The sequence below is a fragment of the Treponema phagedenis genome (assembly GCF_008153345.1).
GTDB classification, from domain to species: domain Bacteria; phylum Spirochaetota; class Spirochaetia; order Treponematales; family Treponemataceae; genus Treponema; species Treponema phagedenis.
In genome coordinates, this window is record NZ_CP042818.1 from 1,936,002 (window position 1) to 1,960,154 (window position 24,153).

At 40.2% G+C, this 24,153-nt stretch carries 18 protein-coding genes; 12 read left to right on the top strand and 6 right to left on the bottom strand.

Annotated features, from left to right (window positions below):
* Positions 1 to 776 precede the first annotated feature (776 nt).
* From FUT79_RS08535 to FUT79_RS08575, 10 genes are all read left to right on the top strand, one after another.
* Entirely contained in the window at positions 777 to 1,787 is a 1,011-nt protein-coding gene (locus tag FUT79_RS08535; protein WP_238569996.1) for a tetratricopeptide repeat protein, read from the top strand.
* Positions 1,784 to 3,079 carry a lytic transglycosylase domain-containing protein gene (locus FUT79_RS08540; protein ID WP_024752400.1) on the top strand — a complete coding sequence of 432 codons (1,296 nt, stop codon included), beginning with the start codon at positions 1,784 to 1,786 and terminating at the stop codon, positions 3,077 to 3,079. The genes FUT79_RS08535 and FUT79_RS08540 overlap by 4 nt, the downstream gene beginning before the upstream one ends.
* Before the next feature lie 88 nt (positions 3,080 to 3,167).
* The gene (locus tag FUT79_RS08545) at positions 3,168 to 4,481 is read left to right on the top strand and encodes an OmpA family protein (protein ID WP_002695130.1); all 1,314 of its coding nucleotides are present in this window, start codon (positions 3,168 to 3,170) and stop codon (positions 4,479 to 4,481) included.
* A gap of 108 nt (positions 4,482 to 4,589) precedes the next feature.
* The gene (locus FUT79_RS15120) at positions 4,590 to 5,279 is read left to right on the top strand and encodes a hypothetical protein (protein WP_176978578.1); all 690 of its coding nucleotides are present in this window, start codon (positions 4,590 to 4,592) and stop codon (positions 5,277 to 5,279) included.
* A 53-nt stretch (positions 5,280 to 5,332) separates the two neighbouring features.
* On the top strand, positions 5,333 to 6,103 hold the full coding sequence (locus FUT79_RS08555) for a ComFC family protein (protein WP_024752398.1): 771 nt from the start codon (positions 5,333 to 5,335) through the stop codon (positions 6,101 to 6,103).
* Positions 6,104 to 6,787: 684 nt separating this feature from the next.
* Positions 6,788 to 7,714, top strand: coding sequence for an ABC transporter permease (locus FUT79_RS08560; protein WP_044634961.1), 927 nt, complete (start codon positions 6,788 to 6,790; stop codon positions 7,712 to 7,714).
* A gap of 13 nt (positions 7,715 to 7,727) precedes the next feature.
* A complete protein-coding gene (locus FUT79_RS15350; protein ID WP_197071898.1) occupies positions 7,728 to 7,919 on the top strand; it encodes a hypothetical protein in 192 nt (63 codons plus the stop codon).
* Between the two features lie 47 nt (positions 7,920 to 7,966).
* Entirely contained in the window at positions 7,967 to 8,629 is a 663-nt protein-coding gene (locus tag FUT79_RS08565; protein WP_197071897.1) for a carbohydrate ABC transporter permease, read from the top strand.
* Positions 8,630 to 8,867: 238 nt separating this feature from the next.
* Positions 8,868 to 10,460 (top strand): extracellular solute-binding protein, encoded by a 1,593-nt coding sequence (locus FUT79_RS08570; protein ID WP_024752396.1) that lies wholly within the window; start codon positions 8,868 to 8,870, stop codon positions 10,458 to 10,460.
* A 97-nt stretch (positions 10,461 to 10,557) separates the two neighbouring features.
* Entirely contained in the window at positions 10,558 to 12,765 is a 2,208-nt protein-coding gene (locus FUT79_RS08575; protein WP_024752395.1) for a glycoside hydrolase family 95 protein, read from the top strand.
* A 348-nt stretch (positions 12,766 to 13,113) separates the two neighbouring features.
* Here FUT79_RS08575 and FUT79_RS08580 read toward each other — a convergent pair whose 3' ends face one another.
* A complete protein-coding gene (locus FUT79_RS08580; protein WP_148889522.1) occupies positions 13,114 to 14,310 on the bottom strand; it encodes an IS630 family transposase in 1,197 nt (398 codons plus the stop codon).
* Between the two features lie 675 nt (positions 14,311 to 14,985).
* Positions 14,986 to 16,326, bottom strand: coding sequence for an ATP-binding protein (locus tag FUT79_RS08585; RefSeq protein ID WP_174897121.1), 1,341 nt, complete (start codon positions 16,324 to 16,326; stop codon positions 14,986 to 14,988).
* Between the two features lie 641 nt (positions 16,327 to 16,967).
* Here FUT79_RS08585 and FUT79_RS08590 point away from each other — a divergent pair.
* Both FUT79_RS08590 and FUT79_RS08595 read left to right on the top strand, forming a co-directional pair.
* The gene (locus FUT79_RS08590) at positions 16,968 to 17,621 is read left to right on the top strand and encodes a response regulator transcription factor (protein ID WP_024752392.1); all 654 of its coding nucleotides are present in this window, start codon (positions 16,968 to 16,970) and stop codon (positions 17,619 to 17,621) included.
* Between the two features lie 114 nt (positions 17,622 to 17,735).
* Complete coding sequence (locus FUT79_RS08595) at positions 17,736 to 18,419, top strand: metallophosphoesterase (protein ID WP_044634654.1); 684 nt, start codon at positions 17,736 to 17,738, stop codon at positions 18,417 to 18,419.
* Between the two features lie 404 nt (positions 18,420 to 18,823).
* On the opposite strand, the gene FUT79_RS08600 is transcribed toward FUT79_RS08595, so the two are convergent.
* The 4 genes from FUT79_RS08600 to FUT79_RS08615 form a co-directional block, all read right to left on the bottom strand.
* A complete protein-coding gene (locus tag FUT79_RS08600; protein WP_148889524.1) occupies positions 18,824 to 19,696 on the bottom strand; it encodes a leucine-rich repeat domain-containing protein in 873 nt (290 codons plus the stop codon).
* A 463-nt stretch (positions 19,697 to 20,159) separates the two neighbouring features.
* The gene (gene gltA / locus FUT79_RS08605; protein ID WP_024752389.1) at positions 20,160 to 21,662 is read right to left on the bottom strand and encodes an NADPH-dependent glutamate synthase; all 1,503 of its coding nucleotides are present in this window, start codon (positions 21,660 to 21,662) and stop codon (positions 20,160 to 20,162) included.
* Between the two features lie 45 nt (positions 21,663 to 21,707).
* Positions 21,708 to 22,541: a sulfide/dihydroorotate dehydrogenase-like FAD/NAD-binding protein gene (locus FUT79_RS08610; protein ID WP_002699093.1), complete on the bottom strand. Its 834-nt coding sequence runs from the start codon at positions 22,539 to 22,541 to the stop codon at positions 21,708 to 21,710.
* 111 nt (positions 22,542 to 22,652) lie between these two features.
* Positions 22,653 to 23,246, bottom strand: coding sequence for an ATP-dependent Clp protease proteolytic subunit (locus FUT79_RS08615; RefSeq protein WP_002699091.1), 594 nt, complete (start codon positions 23,244 to 23,246; stop codon positions 22,653 to 22,655).
* Positions 23,247 to 24,153 lie beyond the last annotated feature (907 nt).

Sequence of the window (24,153 nt, forward strand, 5' to 3'; positions counted from 1 at the left end):
AAAAAATCTTTATATGCGGTGCATCCCCATCCGTATTTTCGTAGTATAATGTTTTGTAATTAACTTCCGGTTATATAAATTGGAGCACTAACAATAAGGGACTGCGGATTTAAACATTCCTATAGCAAATTACCCACCGTTGTAAAATTCCAAACGATGTTTTGCCTGATACCCCAGCGTAAGCAGGCAAAACTCGTAGGCGAACCAAAGGCAGCAATTCCAAGGTTCGCCCTTGCTCAATTCCAAGCGATGTTTAAAAGCATCAGCACAAAACTGTAAAATTGAAGCTTTAAAACTCGCAAGGCATAATTTTGCTACGGACGGCAAAACTCAGAACGGGCACGGACGCCCGTGGTTTCAAACAGCAGCGACGTTTTAAAGCAAAACTATTTGCAAAGCTTTAAAACTCGTAGGTTAAGTTTTGCCACGGACGTCAAAACTCAGAACGGGCACGGACGCCCGTGGTTCCAAGCAGAATTGAGTTTGAAAACTACCACAGCTATATAAACAGGAGTTTTCAAACTCATAGGTTTCATTTTGCCACGGATGGCAAAATGAAACCGTTGTGTCGGACTCTTTTTTATAACAGGAAGCTTTAAAACTCGCAAGGCATAATTTTGCCATTTTTGTAAGATGTATTAAAAAACGGGATAGAGTTATTAAAAAAACGCTCGCCCGGTCAGTATTTTCTACCTTTGACAGAATTACAATAGATATGCTATGATGCCTAAGTGAAAACGTTCAAATTTTTGATTTTTTCAGCCGGCGTATTTTTTTTGTGTATAGCTTGTAATGCTTCATCCGATACTTATTTATATGAGGGCCTTAAAAAACACAGGGATGAGCAAATACAGCTTGTCAACTTGCTTGAAACGGAAACAAACGAATCAATGCGATTTGCACTAATTGATAAAATTGCCGCAAATTTACGGCAGGAAAAACAGTATAAAACCCTAACGGTTTTTCTTGGAAATATTATCAACACCGATCAGAAAAATCCGTATACCGCATACTGGCTTCTAATGCTTGGATATTGCTATCAGGAGCAAAACATGCCGGAAATTGCCGCCTGCTATTTTGAGCGGATTATTCAAAATTATCATGATATTGAAATTCAGGAAAAATCAATTCATTTACTGTGTTTACAAAATTTAATAAAGCTTTCAAAAGATCCACTCAGGCAGGTCAATTATTATTCTCGACTTTTATCAGAATTTTACACTTCAATTGATCCTGCGTATGCGTATTTTATGCTGGGGCGCGCTTATGAAGGCTTGGGTGAATGGCAGGCGGCTATCCAAACCTATACACAGTTTTTAAGTTTAAAACGCTACGATGTTATTATCCAGGGAATTCCGGATTCTTTCGGATATGCAAGTAAAATTGTTAATTATAATGCGGCGGCTTCTTCTAAAAACTGGACTTTTGCCTCCCTCGATGATTTAGTGAAAACGATTACCGCAGCAATTCATAAAGGAGCGCCAAATACTTTGGAAAATTATCGCTCAAAGGTTGATTTTTTTGCAATGTCTTGGAAGCAGGAGCAGGCGGAAAAACAGGAGCAGCCATATTTTAATCTTGAGAGTTTTATGGCGGGCAGAAGAATCAGAGTGGCTTCATCTCTTGATCCTTCATCCACTCCTTATGAAGCATATCTTCGAACCTCGGGGTGGAATCAGTATATCAGCACTTGGTATCTTTGTTTTAAAAAAATTAACTTTCCCCCCAATCCTGATATTCATGATCGATGGGAGTGGGCGGGAGTATATTATGGAGAGAAACAATGAGAAAAAAAATCGGCTTTTATGCTTTTTTACTTATTCATTTATTTGGTTTTTCTTCACTTAGCCCTTCGATACAGAATAGAGACAGACAGCCGCCTGAAGGCTTTTTTGCTGCGGTGGGTATTCTAAAAAGTACTCAAATTAATTCCCTGTTCAACGGTCCGCTTTTATTGGTTTCCAATCCTTTAATTGAGCGATTTAAAAAGCAGTACACAACTGAAGGCGGCTTACGATACTTATCGTCAATTATGCAGCGCTCTTCCCCGTATCGTAATTTTATTATCGAAGAATTAGCACAGGCAAATCTCCCCCCTGAACTACTGTTTTTGCCGGTTATAGAATCGGGGTTTTCAGAAAAAGCAGTGTCAAAATCTGGTGCGGTAGGAATTTGGCAATTTATGCGCAATAGTATTGGAGGATATGATATTCATATCAATGACTGGATGGATGAGCGGAGAGATCCGTGGAAAACAAGTATTGCGGCAATTAAAAAACTGAAGTGGAATTATGAGCAGCTGCGAGATTGGCCGCTTGCCTTAGCCGCCTATAATTGTGGAATGGGGGCGATCAATAAGGCAATAAAAAAAGCCGGACAGGCGGATTACTGGTATCTTTGCGAAAAAGGTTTTCTTAAACGAGAGACAGTATTGTATGTGCCGAAGTTTTTAGCTATTGCGGAAATTCTTTCGCGCAGTTCCGAGTATGGAATTGATTGGGGGGATCCTACAATACATCCTGAAACCACTACAATCACGGTAAAGCGGGCAATTGATGTTGTAATGCTTGCGGAAAAAATCGGGGCTGATGCGAATGACTTAAAAAAAATTAACCCTTCATTAAAACACGCAATCACCCCGCCGAATACTAAGTACCCCTTGCGCATTCCCGTTGCATATGAGCAAGCGACAAAACAACTTCTTAATAATAAAAGCTCTATTCTCATTAAATATTATCTTTATAAAATTCGCTCAGGCGATACCCTGTATGCACTTGCAAATCATTATGGCGTAAGTGTTGACAGTATTATCAATTATAATAAAGGCTTAAAACCGAGTGCTTTGCGCCTTGGCCAAACCATTGTTATTCCCGCATTAAAAACAGTGCATGAGTATCGGGGTAAAAACCCAAGCGAAAATATTGATTTTAGCGGAAAATATGTGGTACGCAAGGGAGATACCCTTTGGTCAATTGCTTTAGCGTATAATGTGCAAGTGGAAACCTTAGCCGAAAAAAACAAGCTGTCGGTGAATTCAATTCTTTCATTAGGAAAGGTCTTAAATGTGCCGATACAATAATTGTAAATACAGACACAATCGGAAATTTTCTAAAACTCGGATTAAATTTTGGAATCTCCCGATTTATTTTTAAAGATAAGGCATAAAAATGAAAAAAAAATATAATTTCTTTTTAGTTATCGTATCCTTCTTTTTATTTTCAACCTTTGCCGAAGAGGATGCAATCGGTGCAACGGTTGTACAGGATTGGGAAAACACTACCATAGATTCTAAAATAAGTTTAGATATCAATAAAGAAGCGCTTCATCTTCCGGCAGATAGAAACACCGCCCTTGCCCGTATACACCAAGAATCTCCCAGACTTATGAAAGACGTATATCTTTCCGTCCTTGTCGATTCCTCAAATCGTATGGGAGATTACCTTGCGGAAAAACAAATTACCATGAATGATATCAATAAACTTATTGAAGAGGGGACGGAAACGCCGGCAGCTTTTTCGCAAGATTTGAAAGATTTAACGCTGTATCATCAGGCGAAGCTTGGAAAAGCGGGTGAGCTTTTTGTTAAACATTCCGTTCCATATAAACCAGCAGTGCCTCCTTCTTCCACTGTAAGCAAGGTGTACTCAGGGATTCTCATTGATGCACGGGGAAATTTGCCTGTCCACGGAGAGTATGAAACGGAAACCTTACAACCCTGTCTTTTTCCGAAAGTTTGGGACACAGATATGAATCTTATTTATGAAAAAAACATGGTATTGCCCGCTATTGCAAAAAAACAGGGAATTATCAGGTATGCATCTGCACTGAATGAAAAAGACTATCGGGATATTATTGGCGTAAATCCTTTGCGTATTGTTGCGCGCGGCGTTTTCGGGCAAAACAGGACAGATCCGATCATTGCCGGCAGCGATGCGGCACAAATCCTTGCAAAGCCGGAAAACCTCAAACTTTTGGAAGAGGGAAAACTTATTATTATCTGCAATAAAGAAAATTTACGCACCAGCCTCCCCTATCCGCTGCCGGATGAGAATTTTTATTTTGCGTATCATAATATAAAGAAAATGTTTTCTAAAGAAACGCCTGACAGCATCAATATGCGACCGGGAATTAATACAATAAAAATAACCATGTATGATATTCGTTTTATTGCAGACTCTCCTGAAATTTTACCCGAAGAAAAAGGACGCGTTGACATTATTGCCAGAGCGCTTAGAGCAATGGGGCCTTATACGAAATTTTTAATCGAAGGACATACTGCGGATATCAATCAACCGAAAAATCAATTAGTCCTTTCAGTTGCTCGAGCGGATAAAATAGCGGAAGAACTTGCAAAACGCGGTATTGATGCTTCCAGAATGACCACCGCAGGATACGGCGGCACAAGACCTATTGCTCCGAATGATACATCGCCAAATAGGGCAAAAAACAGGCGCGTTGAAATTACTATTATGCGTGATTAACCATCGATACAATAAACACAATAAACCCGAAGGCTTGTAACTCTTTTTACCAGTCTCTTGTTGATTATGTAAGAATTTATAAAATTAATTATGACACTTGGAGGAAGAATGAAAAATTGCATCAGAATATTCGGGAGCACTCTCGTGATATTGTTGTTCTTTTCTTGTATGACTGTACCGAAAGAATCAAGCGTTCCGGAAAATTTAACTCCGGCGGAGCTGAACTTGCGCGCCCAGGAAGCTTATGATATCGGCAACAAAAGAGCAGCTCTTTTTTATTATAATTTAATTCTAAAGCGTTTCTGCGATGACGAATCTATTTGCATAGGGGCTGATTTTGAAATTGCACATATTCGGTTAAAGCAAAAAAAATGGCAGGAAGCATATATGCGGTTACAGTATGTTTTAAACCAATATGAGGGAGCGGGTTCATCCCGTCTTCCGCCAGAATTTTATAAACTTGCTTTAATAGATATGAAACGAGTAGAAAAAAAAGTACAAGGAGAAAATACCGAAAAAGCTGTCGAAGAATATATTGCAAAACGCAATGAAGAGCGGCAAAAATTAATTGAAGAGAAAAACAGGAACGCTCAAGAATCAACGGATAAACTAATACAGGAGCTTGAACAAACTCAGTTTCAATCCGAACCGACAAAGGAGTTACCTCCTGAGTCCAAACAGGAACTAAACCCTGAACAAAAAAAGCAATCGGATTCTAAACAAACACAGGAATTAAACCCTGAGTCAGAATCAAAATCGCAACTGAAGGCTGAACCTCAGCCTAAAAAGAAAAACTAAAAAAATACACTAAAAATATGGCAAATCTTTTTTTTACTGCGATACTATACAGTATGAAAAGATTTGCTTTTATTTTAACCGATGTACTTGCGGCATTTTATGCGAATCTGCTGTGTCCGCAGCAATGTGCGGTTTGCGGGGAAGATACTTTCCGCGCAATTCCCCTTTGCAAAAAATGTGCTGAGCGGTTGCTTTCCACTCAGCTGCAGTACCCGCTGGTGCATCCTGAGCTTTTTTGCGCCTGCTGCGGACGGGAGCTTATTTCAGAACAAGAATACTGTACTGCGTGCCATTCGGCAATCTTTGCAGCGGAAACATTTGTTTCTCCGATACAAAAGACATTCGCTCTTTTTCCCTATATCGGTTTAGGACAAAAACTTCTGCCTTTATGGAAAAATAAGGAAATACGCTCCTTTGCTCCGCTTTTTAGCAAGCTTATCGGAGAATTTATACAAACCGCACAAAGACTTTGTATGCTGCCTGCCGATATCGCTATTGTGCCGGTACCGCCCCGTCCGAAAAAATTACGTAAAAAAGGTTGGGATCAAATTGAAGACCTTGCGCGCAGACTTGAAGCAAGCGGTTTTAGTATAAACCGCTGCCTTACCCGAAAAGATGGAACCGCACAAAAACAACTTTCACGAAAAGAGCGACAAACAAATCTTTCAGGGAAAATCGCCGTTGGCGGCAAAAAACGTATACCCGAAAAGCTTTTAATAATTGACGACGTCATGACCACCGGCGCAACCCTCAACACCTGCGCGGAAGTGCTGAAAAACTCAGGCTGTAAAGAAATTTACGCGCTTTGCTTATTTTATGACTAATACACTTTCTTCTGTATCTTCAGCGCTCAATTGTTTTGGCATACCGTCCTACCATACCGTTTCGGTAATTAACTTGCTGTATGTGTTCAGAGTATTGACAAGAATGGCTTGCGGATTTAGGCATTCCTATGCTAAATTCCAAACGATGTTTTAAAGCAAGACTGTTTGCAAAGCTTTAAAACTCGTAGGCGAAGTTACACTAAATTTTCAAAACTTCGCCCGTGCTCAATTCCAAACGATGTTTAAAAGCATCAATACAAAATTATAAAATTGAAGCTTTTAAACTCGTTGGCAAAGCGGAGGCAAATTATTAACGCTTTGCCCTATGGTAAGTTTACCCACCGTTGTCAAGCTCAGAACGGGCACAGATGCCCGTGGTTCCACGCAGACGGTTTAGTTTTTGACACGGACGTCAAAAACTAAACCGTTGTGTCGGACTCTTTTTTATAATTTTTTTTATGTTTGGTATTGGATGAATTAAAAAACAAATTAAAAATATCAAAAAAAACGCTGAACTAATCTATCGCTTATTTTTATCTCTGTATACTTTGCAATTTTCCTTTAAATAGTTATTTTGTTTTACAATGATGCCTTTTCCTGTAAATAATTTTTAAATTTTTATCCCCTTTTTAAATTCCTATGCTATACTTTATGAAACGCTTACATAAGGAGAGGGCGGTGTAAATGGAACAAAATAAAATCCGTTCAAAAAACAGCCTCAAAAAAATCAGGGAGCATAAGACCTTGCTTTTTATGATTCTTCCCGGGCTGGTTTCGGTTTTTATTTTTTCATATATTCCCATGTACGGGATTATTATTGCATTTCAAAATTATAATCCGATGAAAGGTTTTTTCGGAAGCGATTTTGTCGGCTTAAAATACTTTCGGCAATTTATTCAAAATCCATATTTGTTTCGGTTACTGCGGAACACCTTGCTTTTAGGAATTTATTCGCTTTTATGGGGCTTTCCCGCTTCAATTATTTTAGCCTTGCTGCTTGACCAGCTGAAAAATCGCCATTTTAAAAAGCTTGTGCAAACAATTTCGTATATGCCGTATTTTATTTCGGTTATTGTGGTGGTCGGAATTATCAGCAATTTTTGTGCTATCGATGACGGTATATTTAATAAATTGAGAATATGGCTCGGGTTGGAACAAATTTCATATTTAACCAATCCCGCCTATTTTCGCACCATTTTTATTTCTTCCGGTATCTGGCAGGGAATCGGTTGGGGAAGCATTATTTATTTAGCCGCCCTGTCAAAAATAGATCCGAATTTAATTGAAGCGGCAACCATTGACGGTGCCAATCGGCTGCAAAAAGTCAGACATATTACCTGGCCGGCAATTTTGCCCACCACAACCATCATGCTCATTTTAAGCATAAGCGGAATTTTGCAAACCAATTTTCAAAAAGTGTTGTTATTATACAGCGAGGCAACATACGAAACAGCGGATGTTATCAGTACGTATGTATATCGAGAAGGAATCCTCGGCGGGCGTTTTGAGTATACTACCGCAATCGGGCTTTTAATGTCCTTTGTCTCATTTATCCTGTTGGTGTTGGCAAATACAATCAGCAAACGTTTAACTGAAAACAGTTTATGGTAAACTTGAGGAGGCAATGAAAAAATATTTTACAAAACAACGGCTTACAATCGGAGAATTAGTCTTTGACAGCGTAAACATACTTTTAATGTTGATTTTGACCGCGATAATGATTATACCGATCATACACGTAATCTCGGTATCGTTGAGCTCGGCGGATTCAGTATTACACGGAGGTTTGTTTCTTTTCCCAAAGGTTTTAATTTAAAAGCCTATGCATTTGTTTTTTCCGATAATTTAATCATGCACTCATATTTGAACACTATCATATACACCGCAGGGCATACCGTTCTGGTTATTTTACTGACGGCAATGACCGCTTATCCGCTTTCGATTAAAACCCTTCCTTTTAAAAACGGGTTTACCATTTTTCTAACCTTCACCATGTTTTTTAGCGGTGGAACAATTCCCACCTACTTATTGATGCGTCATCTTCATTTAATTAACAACCGATTAGTGATGATTATTCCTTTTGCGGTGAGTACCTATAATGTTATTTTATTCAGAACGTTTTTTCTCGGCATTAACAGCGAGCTGCGCGAATCGGCAAAAATAGACGGAGCAGGTGAAATGCGAATCTTGTTTCAAATTATTCTCCCCTTGTCAAAAGCGATTATTGCAACAGTCGGTTTATTCACAATGGTCGGAAAATGGAATGACTGGTTTTCCGCCCTGATATATTTAACCGACGAAAAAAAATATCCGGTACAAATGATTTTGCGAAAAATACTTTTTAATTCAACCGCACTTAATATGAACGATGCGCGCATGATGGAGATTTTCAGATTAAACGCCATTAACCCGCTGACCATTCAAATGGCAACCATTGTGGTTATCTCTTTTCCGATTATGTGCATATATCCGTTTTTACAAAAACATTTTACAAAAGGAGTTTTACTGGGAGGAATAAAAGGATAAGTTTTGGAAGGTTTCACCATTGAAAAATCAACCCGTGAAAAACCTTTAGATTTAATGCGTCTTAAATTGTAAAAAATTTTATAAAAAAGAGCTCGACACGGCGCAACGGTGGATAATTTACCATAGGGAGGCTGAATCCGCAGTCCGCCTGTTGATGCTCCGGCTGCATGTATGGAAGTTAATTACAGGACACGATAATAGAACTGTAAAACTGATTTTAACCTTAAGGAGGGTTATTATGAAACTATGGAAATTCTTATCGGTATTGGTAGTAGCAGCACTGCTTATCGGCTGCTCGGATGAAAAAGCAAAAACGGATTCCGACACAGGCAAACTCAGCTTTTCCGTTACAACCGTTGACTTCGGACAAAGACCGACCGGCACGCTCATTCAAAATGAGTGGCTCAAACTTATGTCCGAAAAAATGGGAAAAGAATTGGACATTAAATTTGAGTTTGTCGCAATGGGCGACTACGGTGAAAAACTCAAAATTATGAATGCCGGAGGAGACATTGCCGACGTACTCAGTATTTTTGCGATGAGTAAAACCGATGTCGACAAGTACGGAAAACAAGGGCTCTATGTGGATTTATCAAAGCATTTAGATAAGATGCCGCATTATAAAGCAGCGCTTGAAAAAGATCCCAACAGTAAATATTTATACGCACCGAATGGAGCGTTGTATGGAGCCTTTAACTTGGCATTGGTGTCAAAGTCTTCGGTACATTCAAAATCATATTCAGTGATGGCGATAAAATCCAAGGTTTTTAAAGATAATAACATTAAGGTTCCCGAAACACTTGATGAAGTATACGCAGGTGCAAAAAAACTCAAAGAACTGAATGTTTCCCGTTATCCGATTATCTTACATGAAGAGTGGCAGAATCCCGAAAGCACTGTCTTTAACGCATACCATACCGCAAGCGACCGATTCTATGACGGCAAGAAATTTGCCTACGGCCCCGTAAGCGATGATTATAAGCGTGCCTTGCAATACATGAACAAAATATACAAAGAAGGGCTGATCTCTCCCGATTATTTTAATCAAAAATCTTCGGACGGCAGCGCCGCCCTTTCAAAGGGAACTGCATGCATTATTCTTTCCTGCTGGGAAGGATATCCCGCACGGTGGAAAACGGAATTCCCTGATGATGAATGGGTTGCCATTCCCCTGCCAAGCTCGGAAGCGTATCCGGATAATCCTTGGCAGTTTGAGCGGGAATTCCCTTCCGACTATAACCTTGATGCCGGTTATTCGATAGTTGTATCTTCAAAAGCTAAAAATCTTGATGAGATTTTAAAGTTTATCGATTTTCAATATGATGATGCTATTATTTCACTTTTAAACTGGGGCATTGAAGGTACAACATTTACCGTAGCGGAAAACGGCGAGAAAATTTTAATAGGCGAAAATACAAGTGAGACCAATCGAAAAATGATTTCTTACGGAATGCCCTTATCCAGTGCCTGCCGCTCGGGTATTTTTCCTCAGCCGCAGGACATGGTGGTTTGGCGCGTTGCGGCGGAACCGAAAATTCCTTTATACTATAAAGGGGAATATTTTTTTGAAAAGCTGGTTCCTTTTTGCAGCGCACGCATAACTCCTCAAAACACTTCTCCCAATGATAATGTACCAAAAATCAAACTCTCCGAAGATGAGCTTGAAGAATACGCAACCATTATGACACCTGTTTCCACCTTTGCGCGTGAACAAAAAGCTCTTTTTATAAAAGGAGACCAACCCTTCTCTCAATGGGATAATTATCTGAAAAAACTGAACAGTATGGGAGATATTGAAAAGGCGATGAATTTATACAATTCAAAATTATAACCAATGCAAAGCCCGCTTTTAGCAATTCTGTTTTTAAATTAAGCAGTAGGGATCGCAAAAGCGGGTTTTATATTATAATGATATAAAAAGAGCGTGCATGATGCAAACTAAAAAAGCGAAGTGTATTATACGTGTATTATTTCTGCTTTGTTTGACAAGAACACATCTTTTTGCAAAAGAGAAAAATCAGAGTTTAGGTATTCGGGATATGAAACTATACTATACAAAAGCGGCGGAACAAACCGCAGAAGGCTGGGAACAGAAAAGCCTGCCGATCGGGAATGGATTTATCGGCGCATCTATTTTCGGCGGAATAAGGCGGGAATACCTGCACCTTAACGAAAAAACCTTATGGACAGGAGGCCCGTGCAAAAAACGTCCGAATTATTCAGGCGGGAATAAAACAGGCGTTGACGAAAACGGCTACACTCCTGCGGATTACTTTGCTAAAATCCGCACATTGTTTTCAGAAGGAAAAGATGCAGAAGCCGCCGCCCTCTGCGATAAACTTGTCGGGGAAAAGGCAAGCGAAGGATACGGTGCGTATCAAAGCTTCGGTAAGTTCTTTATCGATTTTTATTATTCCGCGCATACAGCCCTTTCTGAACCTCCGGCGGAAATTAAAGCATATCGGCGGGAGCTTGACCTTAATCAGGCACTTGTAGAAGTGCGGTATCAATACAATACCACAGAATACCGGCGAATGTATTTTGCAAACTATCCGTCCAATGTGTTGGCGGGAAAAATTACCGCAAGCAATCCGGTGCTGCATTGCTCCGTTCATTTTGAATCCGACCAAGGCGGCAGCATTTCATATACGCAAAACGGTTTTACACTTTCGGGGAAGGTGGAAGACAATGATTTGGAATTTTTATTACGCTGCCGCATTCGCACCGACGGAATTACCACCTGTTCAGACAAGGGTATATCGATTACGCAAGCCTCATTTCTTGAATTTTTTCTTTGCAGCGCAACCGATTATTCCGACTCGTATCCGAAATACAGAACGGGTTTTCCGCCGCATATTGATGAAGCAAATCTCAATAAAAGTTTTGATGCCTTGCTTGCCGAACATATCAAAGATTATTGCCCGCTGTTCGACCGCTGCCGCTTGAACATCGGGCAAGATTCCGAACCCGATATGCCGACCGATGTTTTACTCAGCGAATATAAAAACGGAAAATTTTCTCGGAAGCTTGAAGACCTGCTCTTCCAATACGGGCGGTATTTGCTGCTTTCCTCAAGCAGAGAAAAAAATATTCTGCCCGCCAATTTACAGGGAATGTGGAATAACTCAAATTCACCGCCGTGGGCATCCGATTATCATTTAAATATCAATCTGCAAATGAATTATTGGCTTGCCTGCGTTACAGGACTTCCCGAATGCTGCATTCCGCTTGTCAAATATGTGGCAGCCTTGGAAAAACCCGCCGAGCGCACCGCAAAAGCATACACGGGGCTTGACGGCGGCTTGATGATTCACACGCAAAACACGCCCTTCGGTTGGACTTGTCCGGGCTGGTCATTTGACTGGGGCTGGTCGCCTGCGGCATTCCCGTGGATTTTGCAAAACCTCTGGCAGTATTATTGCGCAAGCGGCGATTTCACACGGCTTAAAGAAATTATTTATCCGCTTTTTAAAAAAGAGATGCAATTTTACACTGCCGTCTTAGTTTTTGATAAAAAGCAAAACAGACTTGTTTCATCGCCAACCTATTCGCCCGAACACGGGCCGCGCACAAACGGAAACACCTACGAGCAAAGTCTTATTTGGGAGCTATTTAAGCAAGGCATTGAGGCTGCAAAGCTTTGCGGAGAAAAAAAGGCGCTTATTGCACAGTGGAAAAAAGTGCAAGAGAATCTTAAACCAATTGTTATCGGAAAAAGCGGACAAATCCTTGAATGGTACACGGAAGAAGAGCTCGGCTCCATCGGGGAAAAGCACCATCGGCATATTTCTCATTTACTCGGCGTGTATCCCGGAACGCTCATTACAAAAGAAGATACGGACTTGGCTGCCGCCGCAAAGCGTTCGCTTGAAGCCCGCGGCGACAAAAGCACCGGTTGGGCAATGGCGCAGCGCATACTCACATGGGCGCGCTTGGGCGAAGGCAAACGGGCATACGCAATTTTACAAACAATGATTCAAACCTGCATTTACGATAATCTGTTAGCCACTCACCCGCCCTTTCAAATCGACGGTAACTTCGGCCTAACCGCCGCCATTGCAGAACTGTTTTTGCACTGTGCCGACTCCCTCCCCGATGAATGGCAGGGGGCAACCTTGCATACCGCAAAACAATAATGCTCAATTCGGAAGTATGATCCGCTTAGGCTTATTAACCATCGCTCTGCGCAATTCCGATTATACGGAACCTCATAACAGGAGCTTTTAAAGATTCCGATTACGCCCGGGATAAAAAGATTTATGCCTGACATAATTTGATTTTCGCCTTATGTAATTGGACAACCCCGAAACGCAAAAAGAGAAAGTTTCCGATGAAGAAAAAACACCTAATTTCTACGATCGCCTCCGTTTACGCAAATCCGACGACAATGCCGCCTGGTTTAACAAAGCAACTGTTTGTTTTTGTAGTTTCCGATACAAACCGTGTTTCGTCGCCTTGGGAAGAGCGCAACAGAACAGTAAGTGCTAGTACAGCGTTTTGTAATTAAGTTCATATTTGAGAGCGTCGGTTATAACTGCTTCAGAAACATCGAGATCATCAAGATTGTATTTCCAATGGAATACGACCGGCTCTTCATTAATCTCGTCAAAGTATTTATACAGTCGATTAACTAACTCTGTTTTTGATTTTACTCTCATGCCCCGCAACAGTTGTCTTGTTAGTTTGCTGAAAAATCCTTCAATCATATTTAACCACGAACCATGCTTTGGCGTAAACACAAACTCAAATCTACCCGGTACCGTTGAAAGATATCGAATGGTTTCTTTGGAGGTATGTACTTTTAAGTTATCCAAAATGATTCTAATTTTATCTTCTTGCGGGTATCGTTCATCAAGTATTTTAAGAAATTGCACATAATCTTTACTGGTGTGACTGTCGCTTACAAGAGGAATGGCATCCCCCGTCTGTAAATCAATGCCTGCTAAAAGTGAGAGCGTGCCAAGCCGTTTGTATTCATAATCACGGCGAATGCATTGATGGGTTTCATCAGCAGGTAAATCATCGCTTGTCGTCGCGATAGCTTGTATGCCGGGCTTCTCATCATACGAAACAACATGGATATTCTTCCCTTCTTCTGTCTGTAATGGCTTATTTTCCTCAAAATAAAGTTCAAGTTGCTTATAAACGAGTAAAACATTGTGCATTTTTCTATCACAGTCAGGGTCTCTGTTTTCACAGTAATATTCTATTTTGTAAGGTTTAATGTCTGCTTCAGTTAGTATTTTAAATACCGTTGTTTTATGGATAGTAGCGAGCCGTAGGTATCCTGCACTTTCAGCGGTGGTGTTAATATGCTTTGTTAACAGTGCGTAAGTCCATGTTTCTGCAGCATACCCAAAAGTAGTCGGTTTTTGACAAGCGAGATTTATAATCCACGATTTCTCTTCATCGGTAATTTCCGGATTGTTTCCGCGTCCGGGTGCATCGGTGAGAGCATGCTCTACGCCGCCCTGCTTATATTTCTTAAGGCAGAGCGCAACGCTTCTATACGTATAGCCTACCTTGTCGGCTGTTTCCTTAATGGACAGCCCCTTGCTTTTAAGCAAAAGTATTCGTGCACGCGTGAGCGTTTGTGCTTGGATTGTTCGTAAACGAACAAGTGATTCAAGGTACGTGAGCTCTTCAGGATTTAGTTCAAGTTTACTCGGCGGTTTTGGCATGCAATACTCCTTAGTGATAAAAATCTGTTGAGATAGTATCACAAACCAAAGAAAAATACAATATACTTTTCAGGAAAACGTTATACTAGTATAACGTTTTTTTAATAAGTCGATTAAATTTTTTTAATACATCTTATCAAAAACGTAAAAAGTTTTATAAAAAAGAGCTCACACGGCGCAACGGTGAGCAATTTACCATAGTAATGCTTAAATCCGCAGCCTCTTATTGTTGATACTCCGATTTGTATAACAGGAAGTTAATTACAAAACGCTATACTAGTACAGCGTTTTGTGCTTAAGTTGCTGTTAGTAATCGGAGTGTTGGTAATAATAGCTTGCAGATTCAGCATTGCTATGATAAATTCCAAACGATGTTTTAAAGCATCAACACAAAATTATAAAATTGAAGCTTTAAAACTCGTTGGCGAAGTTACAGTAAATTTTCAAAACTTCGCCCTATGGTAAACTACCCACCGTTGCGCCGTGTCGGACTCAGAACCGCCACGGACGGCGGTGGTTCCACGCAGAAACGATGTTTTAAAAGCACAAACTTTTTCCAAGTGCTTTTAAAACTCGCAGGTTTGGTTTTGACAAGGACGTCAAAACCAAACCGTTGCGCCGTGTCGGGCTCTTTTTTATAATCGTATCAGATGAATTAAAAAACGTTATAATAGTCTATATAAATTGTGCAAGATAAAACGGTAAATACAAAACGTCTTGCGATTTAGCTAAATCTTTTGTGTAAAGCAAATACTTTTTTCCGATTCGTGCGGAGTATTTTTCCGAAAACTTATCCAGCGAAGTATGCGCTTTGTACCCCGATGATTTTACTTCTATTGGGCAAATTTTATTGCCCCGTGCTAAAACAAAATCTATTTCGTAATTTTTTGTTGAGTTCTCGTTTGGAAAAGTATGGTAATAAAGAGATTCGCCCTTAGCCGCCAGGGTTTGCGCCGCAATGTTTTCATACAGGATGCCGAGATTTGCCGGCAATCTATCACTGAGCAATTTTTTATAAATCGAGTTTTCGGTGAATGGCCTATCCTCAAACATAAGAGTAACCATCAGCCCTGTATCGGATAAATACAATTTAAATTTTCGCGTATCCATGTTTGCAGCCAAGCCGGCTCCCGGGTCATTGGCATGATAAGCCGGCAAGACGGTGTTAGAAGCAATTAGTTCCGCGAGCTCCTCCGATATGGTAGAAGCTCTTTCGTACGGCAGCACACTTCCAACTTGGTAGCGAGTTGCCTTTCTGCTGAGCTCCGCCGGTATCGCCTTGTACAAAGCGGATATTTTTCCTGTGCTGTCTATTTTGTAAAAATCATCAAAATATAATCGGATGATGTCTCTTTTTATCTCATCGACACGGGCAAGGTTATTTTCTTCAATATAAGTGTTCACCGCCTGCGGCATTCCGCCTACCAACATGTACAAGCGGAATTTTCGCATGAGTTCGCGATTGAGCGCATCGCCTACCGAAGTGTTTTTTTTAAATATACCATGCAGTAGTTCGGTTGTAACAGTGTCGCCTGTAGCCCAAAGGAATTCCTCAAAATCCATCGGATACATATTGATATGCCGTTCTTCACTCGGGATGAGAATGTTTTCAACATTTTTTCTGATTGAAATAAGCGAGCCTGTTTCGATATAGTCATAGCGATGATCCGCAACCAACAGTTTGATTGCCTGCCGCGCCTTTGGACAAAATTGAACCTCATCAAAGACAATTAAAGACTTTCGCTCTTGTAAGTTTACGCCATACTGCAATTGTAATTGAAGAAAAAGATAGTTGAGGTCGGAAACATCTTCGAATAAAAGGTGAATATTTTTCGGGGCAAAAGCGAAGTCTATTATCAAATAGCTTTCGTATTCGTTTTTTGCAAACTCTGTTACTACTGTAGATTTTCCGACTCTCCGCGCTCCTTCGATTAAAAGTGCGGTTTTTCCTTTTGAGTTATTTTTCCATTCCAACAATTGTTGATATGTTTTTCGCTTAAACACATTGTTTTTCATAAATTTGCCTTTTTTAGGTGCCGAGTTTTTAAATTCTGCTTGTTTTTATTGGATTTTACAAATCCGACAAGTTTTTAATGCAGTTTTACTACAAATCAGACGTTTGTTTTAGCTGATTTTACTACAAATCAGACAAATTTACAATGGCATTTTACTACAAATCCGACATTTGTTTTAGGCGGTTTTACTGCAAATCAGACATTTGTTTTTTTATATGGTGTTGTGTATTTATTGTTTTTCAAATCCCTATGTACTTTCCCCTGCTCCGGATTGATATAAATTTCAGAACCGCCACGGACGGCTGTGGTTCCACGCAGAAACGATGTTTTAAAGCATCAACACTAAATTGTAAAATTGAAGCTTTAAAACTCGTAGGCGAAGTTACAGTAAATTTTCAAAACTTCGCCGTTGCCTATGGTAAGTTTACCCACCGTTGCAAAATTCCAAACGATGTTTTGCCTGTGCTTTATTGTAAACAGGCAAAACTCGTAGGCGAACCAAAGGCAGCAATTCCAAGGGTTCGCCGTTGCCCCGTGTCGAGCTCTTTTTTATGCTAGGAGTTTTCAAACCTCTATACAATCCCTCATGTGCGCAGGAATGCCTCCCTTGTTTTCCGTTACTGTCTATGCTACAATTATTTTGTGAAGATTGCAATTATAGATGATGAGCGTTTAATCAGAGAAGGCCTTAAGATTATTTTTTCCGCTTATCCGGATATTGAGGTTGTCGGTATCGGCTCGGACGGAAATGAAGCTTTTGATATTTGTAAAACACATGCTCCTGATTTAATTCTTTTGGATATTAGGATGCCGAATTATAACGGCGTTGATGCGACTAAAAAAATTAAAGAGCAATATCCCAATATCAAAATTCTTATACTGACAACATTCACCGATATTGACTATATTCAGCAAGCATTAAAAAACGGAGCATCGGGCTATCTTTTAAAAGACAGCGCACCCGATGTTATTTATGACGGTATTAAAGCTGCACTGTCCGGTAACGTCGTTATCAATCCGGAAATTGCTCAAAATATTTTGCTCGGAAAAGCAGAAAAGCGAGAACCTAAAACGGAAGAAGAAATTACAACGCTTGCAAATGAATACGAACTTACGCAAAAAGAAATTGAAATAATTAAACTTGTTGCCGAGGGCTTTTCAAATAAAGAAATTGCACATAAGCAACAGCTCTCCGAGGGAACAATTAAAAACAATATTTCGGTTATTTTTTCAAAAACATTTGTTGCCGACAGAACACAGCTTGCATTATTTGCGTTCAAAAACGGTATCGTTTAAAATTCTTCTTACGATCTATCCATAAAAATCATAAAGGTAAACGGTATCGTAAATGACTTGCCAAAAAAATATGCAGAGGTATAATAGACAGTAGGCATTTTGAAGGAGATTTTTATGAAAGTATTGATTATTTCGGACGGACACGGGGCGATTGATAATTTACGCTTGTTAAAATCGGAGGCGGAGCAATGCGACTTTGTTATTTTTGGCGGAGACTTTGCTGCTTTTAACAAACCCGAAACAGGGTTGCCGTTTTTAAAAGAGCTGGTTAAATTGCATGATACTGTTTTTGCCGTGTTAGGAAATTGCGATGAGCCTGATTTTATTGAGCATCTTGATGCTGCGGGAATATCAATCGAAAAATCTCTTTCGCAGTATGAGGGACTGATGTTAACAGGCTCAGGCGGCGGCAGTAAATTTACGGGAACTACTCCCTACGAACGAACGGACGAAGAACTTGTTTCCGACTTGCACCTTGTCGAAGAAAACTTCAGCGAAGACGAAGCGCCGATAAACAATCTTATCGTGGTAGCGCATAACCCTCCGCATAAAACAAAACTTGATAAGGTTGCCCCCCTTGTGCATGTGGGCTCTCCGCTAATCCGCTCCTTTATCGAAAAACATCAGCCGCTTTTGGTTGTTTCGGGGCATATTCACGAATCTTTTGCAACCGACACCTTAGGCAATTCGGTGTTGGTAAATCCGGGCGCCTTGGTTGAAGGACGATATGCGCGGGCGGAAATTAACGGAAATAAAAAACAAGGCTTTTCTGTTTCTGTGGAATTAAAACAGCTGTAACACGCACTCGGGTATTTGCAAAAATGCGAGTTAATTTTTTGTAAATACCCCGAATAAACGAGTGCAGCATTCTTTTAATAACTCGATCCGTTTTTAATGCGATTGTATGCAAATCAAGACAATTTTATAAAAAGAGAGTCCGACACTACGGTTTCATTTTAACTTCCGTGTCAAAATGGAACCTGCGAGTTTAAAAGCTTCAATTTTACAAAACAGTGTTGATGCTTTAAAACATCGTTTTGAATTGAGCAACGGTGGGTAATTTACCATAGTAATGCTTAAATCCGCAAATCACTTGCTAATGCTGCGATTACTAACAGCGATTTAATTACAGAACGTTATACCAGGTTTCGTCAAAAAGCCTCTTTTTTATAGAAAAAAAACTTGCCAAAAGTTCCGCTGATTTACCGATTTTGCACGGTAATTTTTCCGGTGTATCCTGAATCCGTTACAAGCTTTTTTACGGATTCATTCGGCACGATCACTTCTTTACACCGATAATCGGCGATAGAGTCCACAGTTCCGAAGGCATCTTCCGCTATTTCGCTGATACTTGCGGGCAAGGTAACAACCGTCCGCGGACAGCCGGAAAAAGCCCATGTGCCGATAGAGTTGAGCATAGTGCAAGCTGAAAGATCCGCATTCGTAAGGTTTAGGCAATTAGCAAAAGCCGCTTTTTCGATGGAGGTAAGTCCGGTACACTCCGAGAAATTTACCCGTATAATGTTTTCGCAGCCGGCAAAGGCGGATTCGTTAATATCGGTGAGCGCTGTACAGCCGGAAAAGTCTATAACGGCTAAGCTTTTACAATCAACGAAAGCACTTTCTTTGATTGAGGCGAGTGACCTGCAACCTGAAAGCTTGAGATTTGCAATTCCATAACAATTTGCAAAAGCTTGCGTACCGATGACAACAAGGGCAGGACAATTTGAAAAGTCAAGATTGCTAATGCTTTCGCAGCCGAAAAAGGCTTCATCTCCGATGGAGGTAAGCGTTCTACAGTGGGAAAAATCAAGTGTTATGATACCGGTGCGCATAAAAAATGCCTTATCACCAATTGCGCTAATTGCTCGCCCTTTTGCGTGCGGCGGAATAACCAAGGTTGTAATTTCCGGTCCTGCGTAACACAACACCATACCAGAGTTGTCCATAATAAAACCCCGTTTTTGCGGGCTTGTCGCACAGCTCAAAAAAGTCAAAATAATCGCTAATACAAGATTAAGGCGTATGAGAGGGTAAAATAATCGTTTTTGTCGATACCTAGTTTTTGTTTTCATTACAAGCTCCTTCTCAGAAATCTTTTAAGTTTCCGGTGTGCTATTTTATCTCAAAATCATCAGAACTGACCATGACCTTTAAATGCTTTTCAAGCACGGCATAAGGGTTAGTTGATATCTTACCTACCTCATCCTATGAGCTTAAAACCGATCTTTTTTTGCCGCGGTAGTTTTCAACCTCATTATTGCATAAACGTATAAATATATCATAATTTTGGTGTTCCGACTCAAATTAGAATATTACACAACAAGTAATATGTATAAGATAAAGATTGAATTTTACCTTTGAGTTACAGCGTATTTTTAGTATTTGGAGGTTGTTGGATGTTGTTTTATTTATGTATATTTCATCACAAAAAACTATTGCGAAATATATAGAACTTGGACGGAATAACACGTGCGGCATAATTATTTTTTAGAATAATTATGCCGCACGTTAAAACCTAAGGATGATTACATCGGTTTAGATGCTTGTAAGATACTCGTTGATTGATGCAGCCGCTTTTCTTCCTTCACCCATTGCAAGAATAACAGTAGATGCGCCGAGCACTATATCGCCGCCTGCCCATACGGCGGGGAGACTTGTTTTTTGATTTTCATCAACCACAATATTGCCGTATTTATTAACCTCAAGCTGCTTAGTACTTCTTGACATTAGCGGATTTGAACTGTTTCCAAGCGCTACGATAATGGCATCCACCGGAATCTTATGCTCCGTACCTTCAATTGGAACAGGACTTCTCCGTCCCGATTCGTCGGGCTCACCAAGCGTATAGTCAAGTACTTCTACTGCAATAACCCTTCCATCCTCATCACCAATAATTCTGGTAGGATTTTGCAAGAACTTGAATTCAACGCCTTCTTCTTCCGCATGGGCAATTTCTTCCAATCGTGCGGGCATTTCATTCCGAGTACGTCGGTAAATGCAGTAAACTTTTTTTGCTCCCAATCTAAGCCCCATACGCGCTGCATCCATCGCAACGTTTCCGCCGCCGATAACAGCAATAGTATCCGCCGGATACAAAGGCGTATCCGCCTTTGTATGCTCATAGGCTTTCATAAGGTTCGCACGTGTAAGATATTCATTTGCACTGAAAACACCGATAAGATCTTCGCCCTCAATATTCATGAAACGCGGCAACCCCGCACCGCTGCCGATAAATACCGCATCAAATTTATAATCATTAAAAAGCTGATCAATGGTTGCGGTTCGTCCGACTAAAAAATTCATCTTAAATTGAACGCCCATTTTTTTTAGGTTATCAGTTTCTTTTGCAACAATTTCTTTAGGCAATCTAAATTCAGGGATTCCGTATACCATAACGCCGCCTGTTTTATGAAAGGCTTCAAAAACAGTAACCTCATGTCCCGCACGCGCAGTGTCCGCCGCAACGGTTAGTCCGGCGGGTCCGGAGCCGATAACGGCAACTTTTTTTCCTGTTGGCGGTGCACACTCGGGAATGGTAACCTGGTTTTGTTCTCTTTCCCAATCAGCAACAAACCGTTCAAGTCTTCCGATTGCAACCGATTTTTCTACCGATTTAAGCATTTTACCCACAGTGCAAACAAGTTGACATTGCTTTTCCTGCGGACAAACTCGCCCGCAAATAGCGGGAAGCAAATTGGTTGTTTTAATGATGTCAACTGATGCTTTGAAATTCCCTTTTTGGATCTCCATGATAAATTCAGGAATGCGCACACCTACCGGGCAACCTTTTACACAAGGCTCATTTTTACAATTCAAACAACGGTTTGCTTCAATTTGAGCTTGTTCAACCGTATACCCCATTGCAACTTCGTCCATTAAAGTGGCGCGTTCTTTGGGATCAAGGGTAGGCATTTCCTGTACAGGAATTTGTGCACGGTCCTTCATTTTTAATTCTTTATCTTTGAGTTCCTGCCAGTACTTTTTTGCCTCAGAGGCAAGTATTTCGGCAGAAACATGTTCTGTATATTTTTGTTCCATAAGTAATTATTCCTTTATTCTCCGGCTTAAATCCGAATGAGTTTATTAATAAATACCAATTCTGCACTCATGTGCATCTCGTTCTTCCTGTGCCTTAAAAGCTTTCATTCTACGCATCATACCGTCAAAATCAACTTTATGTGCGTCAAATTCAGGCCCGTCAACACAAACAAATTTTGTCTTGCCGTCAACAGTAACTCTACAGCCGCCGCACATTCCGGTACCATCAATCATGATAGTATTTAAAGAAACAATCGTATGAATACCAAAAGGCCTTGTTGTTTCCGCACAAAATTTCATCATAATAGGCGGTCCGATTGCGACCACTTCATTAGGAGGAGGATTTTGCTCACAGTATTCCTTTAAAGGTTCCGTAACCAACCCCTTTCTTCCGTAAGAGCCGTCATCAGTTACGATAATTACTTCATCGGCAAATTTTCTCATCTCATCTTCAAAGACAACCAGTTCCTTACTGCGAGCTCCTAAAATGACAATAACCTTATTGCCCATCTTTTTATACGCTTGCGCAATCGGATGCAGCGGAGCCGCTCCGATACCGCCGCCAACGCAGACAACTGTCCCGACTTTTGAAACATGAGTCGGATTACCAAGCGGCCCCAAGATTACCGCAATAGTATCCCCTACCTCTTTTTGAGTCAGCTTTATTGTTGAAGCTCCGACGGCTTGCACCACAAGAGCAATCCAGCCATCTTCCGCATTTGCATCCGCAATGGTGAGCGGAATACGTTCTCCGTATTCAGTATCAAGTTGAACAAGGACAAACTGTCCCGGATGTCTATTTTTTGCTATACCCGGGGCAGTTACCCGTAAGTAAAACACTGCCGACGACATTTGTTTTTTTTCTAAAATAGTGTGCATACTTCATCTCCCATAAAAAGTATTAAATGGTATAATTTCAAATAACTAACAATCAAAATAAAAATAGAATTTATGCTACTCTTTACATAGTCTTTATCTTTATTAATAAAACTATTTTTTTGGCAACTCGTTTCTTGATGCAATAATTTTTGAAATAAGCCCATATGAAAGCGCATCAGGAGCATCAAGCCAATAATCTCTATCGGTATCTTTTTCCACTTTTTTTATTTCTGTTCCCGTTTGCGCTGCAATCAGCTCATTAATCTTTTGCCGTGTTTTTTCAAGCTCTTTTGCATGTATTTCAATATCGGTTGCAACCCCCTTCATTCCTGAAAGCGGTTGATGAATAAGATAATGACTATTCGGCAAACCGAGTCGATAATCCTTTGCTCCGGCAAGCAAAATAAGCGCTCCCGCGCTGGCGACAAGCCCCATACCGATCATATACACAGGAGGCTTTACAAAGCGAATCATATCAAAAATTGCATACCCCGCATCGACATCTCCTCCGGGAGAATCGATATATACATAAATCGGCTTTGTTGCGGATTCCGCTTCTAAAATTAAAAGCTGCCTGATTACCTTTTCCGCAAGTTCTTTATTTACCTCGCCGGACAAGAGAATCTGTCTTGTTTCAAGAAACTTTCCGATTAACACATTACTGCCAATTCCGTTATCCTGTTCTTCTTTTTCGTTATAAATCATTAGTGCTCCAATAAAAAATTCCGCAGAATTAAATTAAAATTGATATATTATCGTTGCTATACTATACTAAATCGTGACAATTTTATCAAGTCTAAAATCAGCGAGTTATACTTTGAAAAGCCCCCGCCTTCTCTGCCCTGAAAAAACTATCCAACTCTGAAATTATTAAGAAGATTTTTAATTGAGATTCATAAAAAAGAAGTCGACACGACGCAACGGTGAGTAATTTACCATAGTATACACAACTTTACCGTTTAGACTGTGCATACAAGGCTTAGTGATTACCCACATACTCTGTATCGATAAGAGACGATAAAATTCAACGATACCTCATATAGAACAAAACTTTTAAACTCGAGTGTCAACTGCAAGAAAGCTTTTCAAACAAAAAACAATAATCAGCACGGGCACGGACGCCCGTGATTTCACGCAGAAATGAGTTTAATAACTACCTTGTCTTTGTAACAGACAAGTTTTCAACCTCATGGATTAGTTTTTGCCATGGAAGGCAAAATCCAATTCCCAACAATGTTTTGCCTGATAATCCATCTGTAACCCATGCAAAACTTGAGGTCAAGATATTTTTACAACATTTTCTAAGTAAAAATATCTTGACCGGCGGATGAAAGAAGACTAAGGCATTTTTTCAAAAAGGCAAAGCCGGATCCTTTTTGTGCACCTAAAAGAGTGCAAAAAGAGCCGAAACGACAGCGGAATCCATGACTTAGTTTTTCTATTTGTGATAAAACTAAGTCTATGTCCGCCACAGTTGCAAGTATTCAACTCCGACAAGTAAAAAAGTCGGATAAGAGAACAACTTCAAAGCGCAACGCCAATCAATGTATGTTTTTTATTCTTTATGCATACGCACTGTATTTAAAGAAGCCCCCAAGATAACCTTTAACTC

Excerpts from the sequence above, each read along its gene's own strand:
- FUT79_RS08540 (WP_024752400.1), top strand. The coding sequence starts at position 1,784 with ATGAGAAAAAAAATCGGCTTTTATGCTTTTTTACTTATTCATTTATTT.
- FUT79_RS08545 (WP_002695130.1), top strand. The coding sequence starts at position 3,168 with ATGAAAAAAAAATATAATTTCTTTTTAGTTATCGTATCCTTCTTTTTA.
- FUT79_RS15120 (WP_176978578.1), top strand. The coding sequence starts at position 4,590 with ATGAAAAATTGCATCAGAATATTCGGGAGCACTCTCGTGATATTGTTG.
- FUT79_RS08555 (WP_024752398.1), top strand. The coding sequence starts at position 5,333 with ATGAAAAGATTTGCTTTTATTTTAACCGATGTACTTGCGGCATTTTAT.
- FUT79_RS08560 (WP_044634961.1), top strand. The coding sequence starts at position 6,788 with ATGGAACAAAATAAAATCCGTTCAAAAAACAGCCTCAAAAAAATCAGG.
- FUT79_RS15350 (WP_197071898.1), top strand. The coding sequence starts at position 7,728 with ATGAAAAAATATTTTACAAAACAACGGCTTACAATCGGAGAATTAGTC.
- FUT79_RS08570 (WP_024752396.1), top strand. The coding sequence starts at position 8,868 with ATGAAACTATGGAAATTCTTATCGGTATTGGTAGTAGCAGCACTGCTT.
- FUT79_RS08575 (WP_024752395.1), top strand. The coding sequence starts at position 10,558 with ATGATGCAAACTAAAAAAGCGAAGTGTATTATACGTGTATTATTTCTG.
- FUT79_RS08580 (WP_148889522.1), bottom strand. The coding sequence starts at position 14,310 with ATGCCAAAACCGCCGAGTAAACTTGAACTAAATCCTGAAGAGCTCACG.
- FUT79_RS08585 (WP_174897121.1), bottom strand. The coding sequence starts at position 16,326 with ATGAAAAACAATGTGTTTAAGCGAAAAACATATCAACAATTGTTGGAA.
- FUT79_RS08595 (WP_044634654.1), top strand. The coding sequence starts at position 17,736 with ATGAAAGTATTGATTATTTCGGACGGACACGGGGCGATTGATAATTTA.
- FUT79_RS08600 (WP_148889524.1), bottom strand. The coding sequence starts at position 19,696 with ATGAAAACAAAAACTAGGTATCGACAAAAACGATTATTTTACCCTCTC.
- gltA (WP_024752389.1), bottom strand. The coding sequence starts at position 21,662 with ATGGAACAAAAATATACAGAACATGTTTCTGCCGAAATACTTGCCTCT.
- FUT79_RS08610 (WP_002699093.1), bottom strand. The coding sequence starts at position 22,541 with ATGCACACTATTTTAGAAAAAAAACAAATGTCGTCGGCAGTGTTTTAC.
- FUT79_RS08615 (WP_002699091.1), bottom strand. The coding sequence starts at position 23,246 with ATGATTTATAACGAAAAAGAAGAACAGGATAACGGAATTGGCAGTAAT.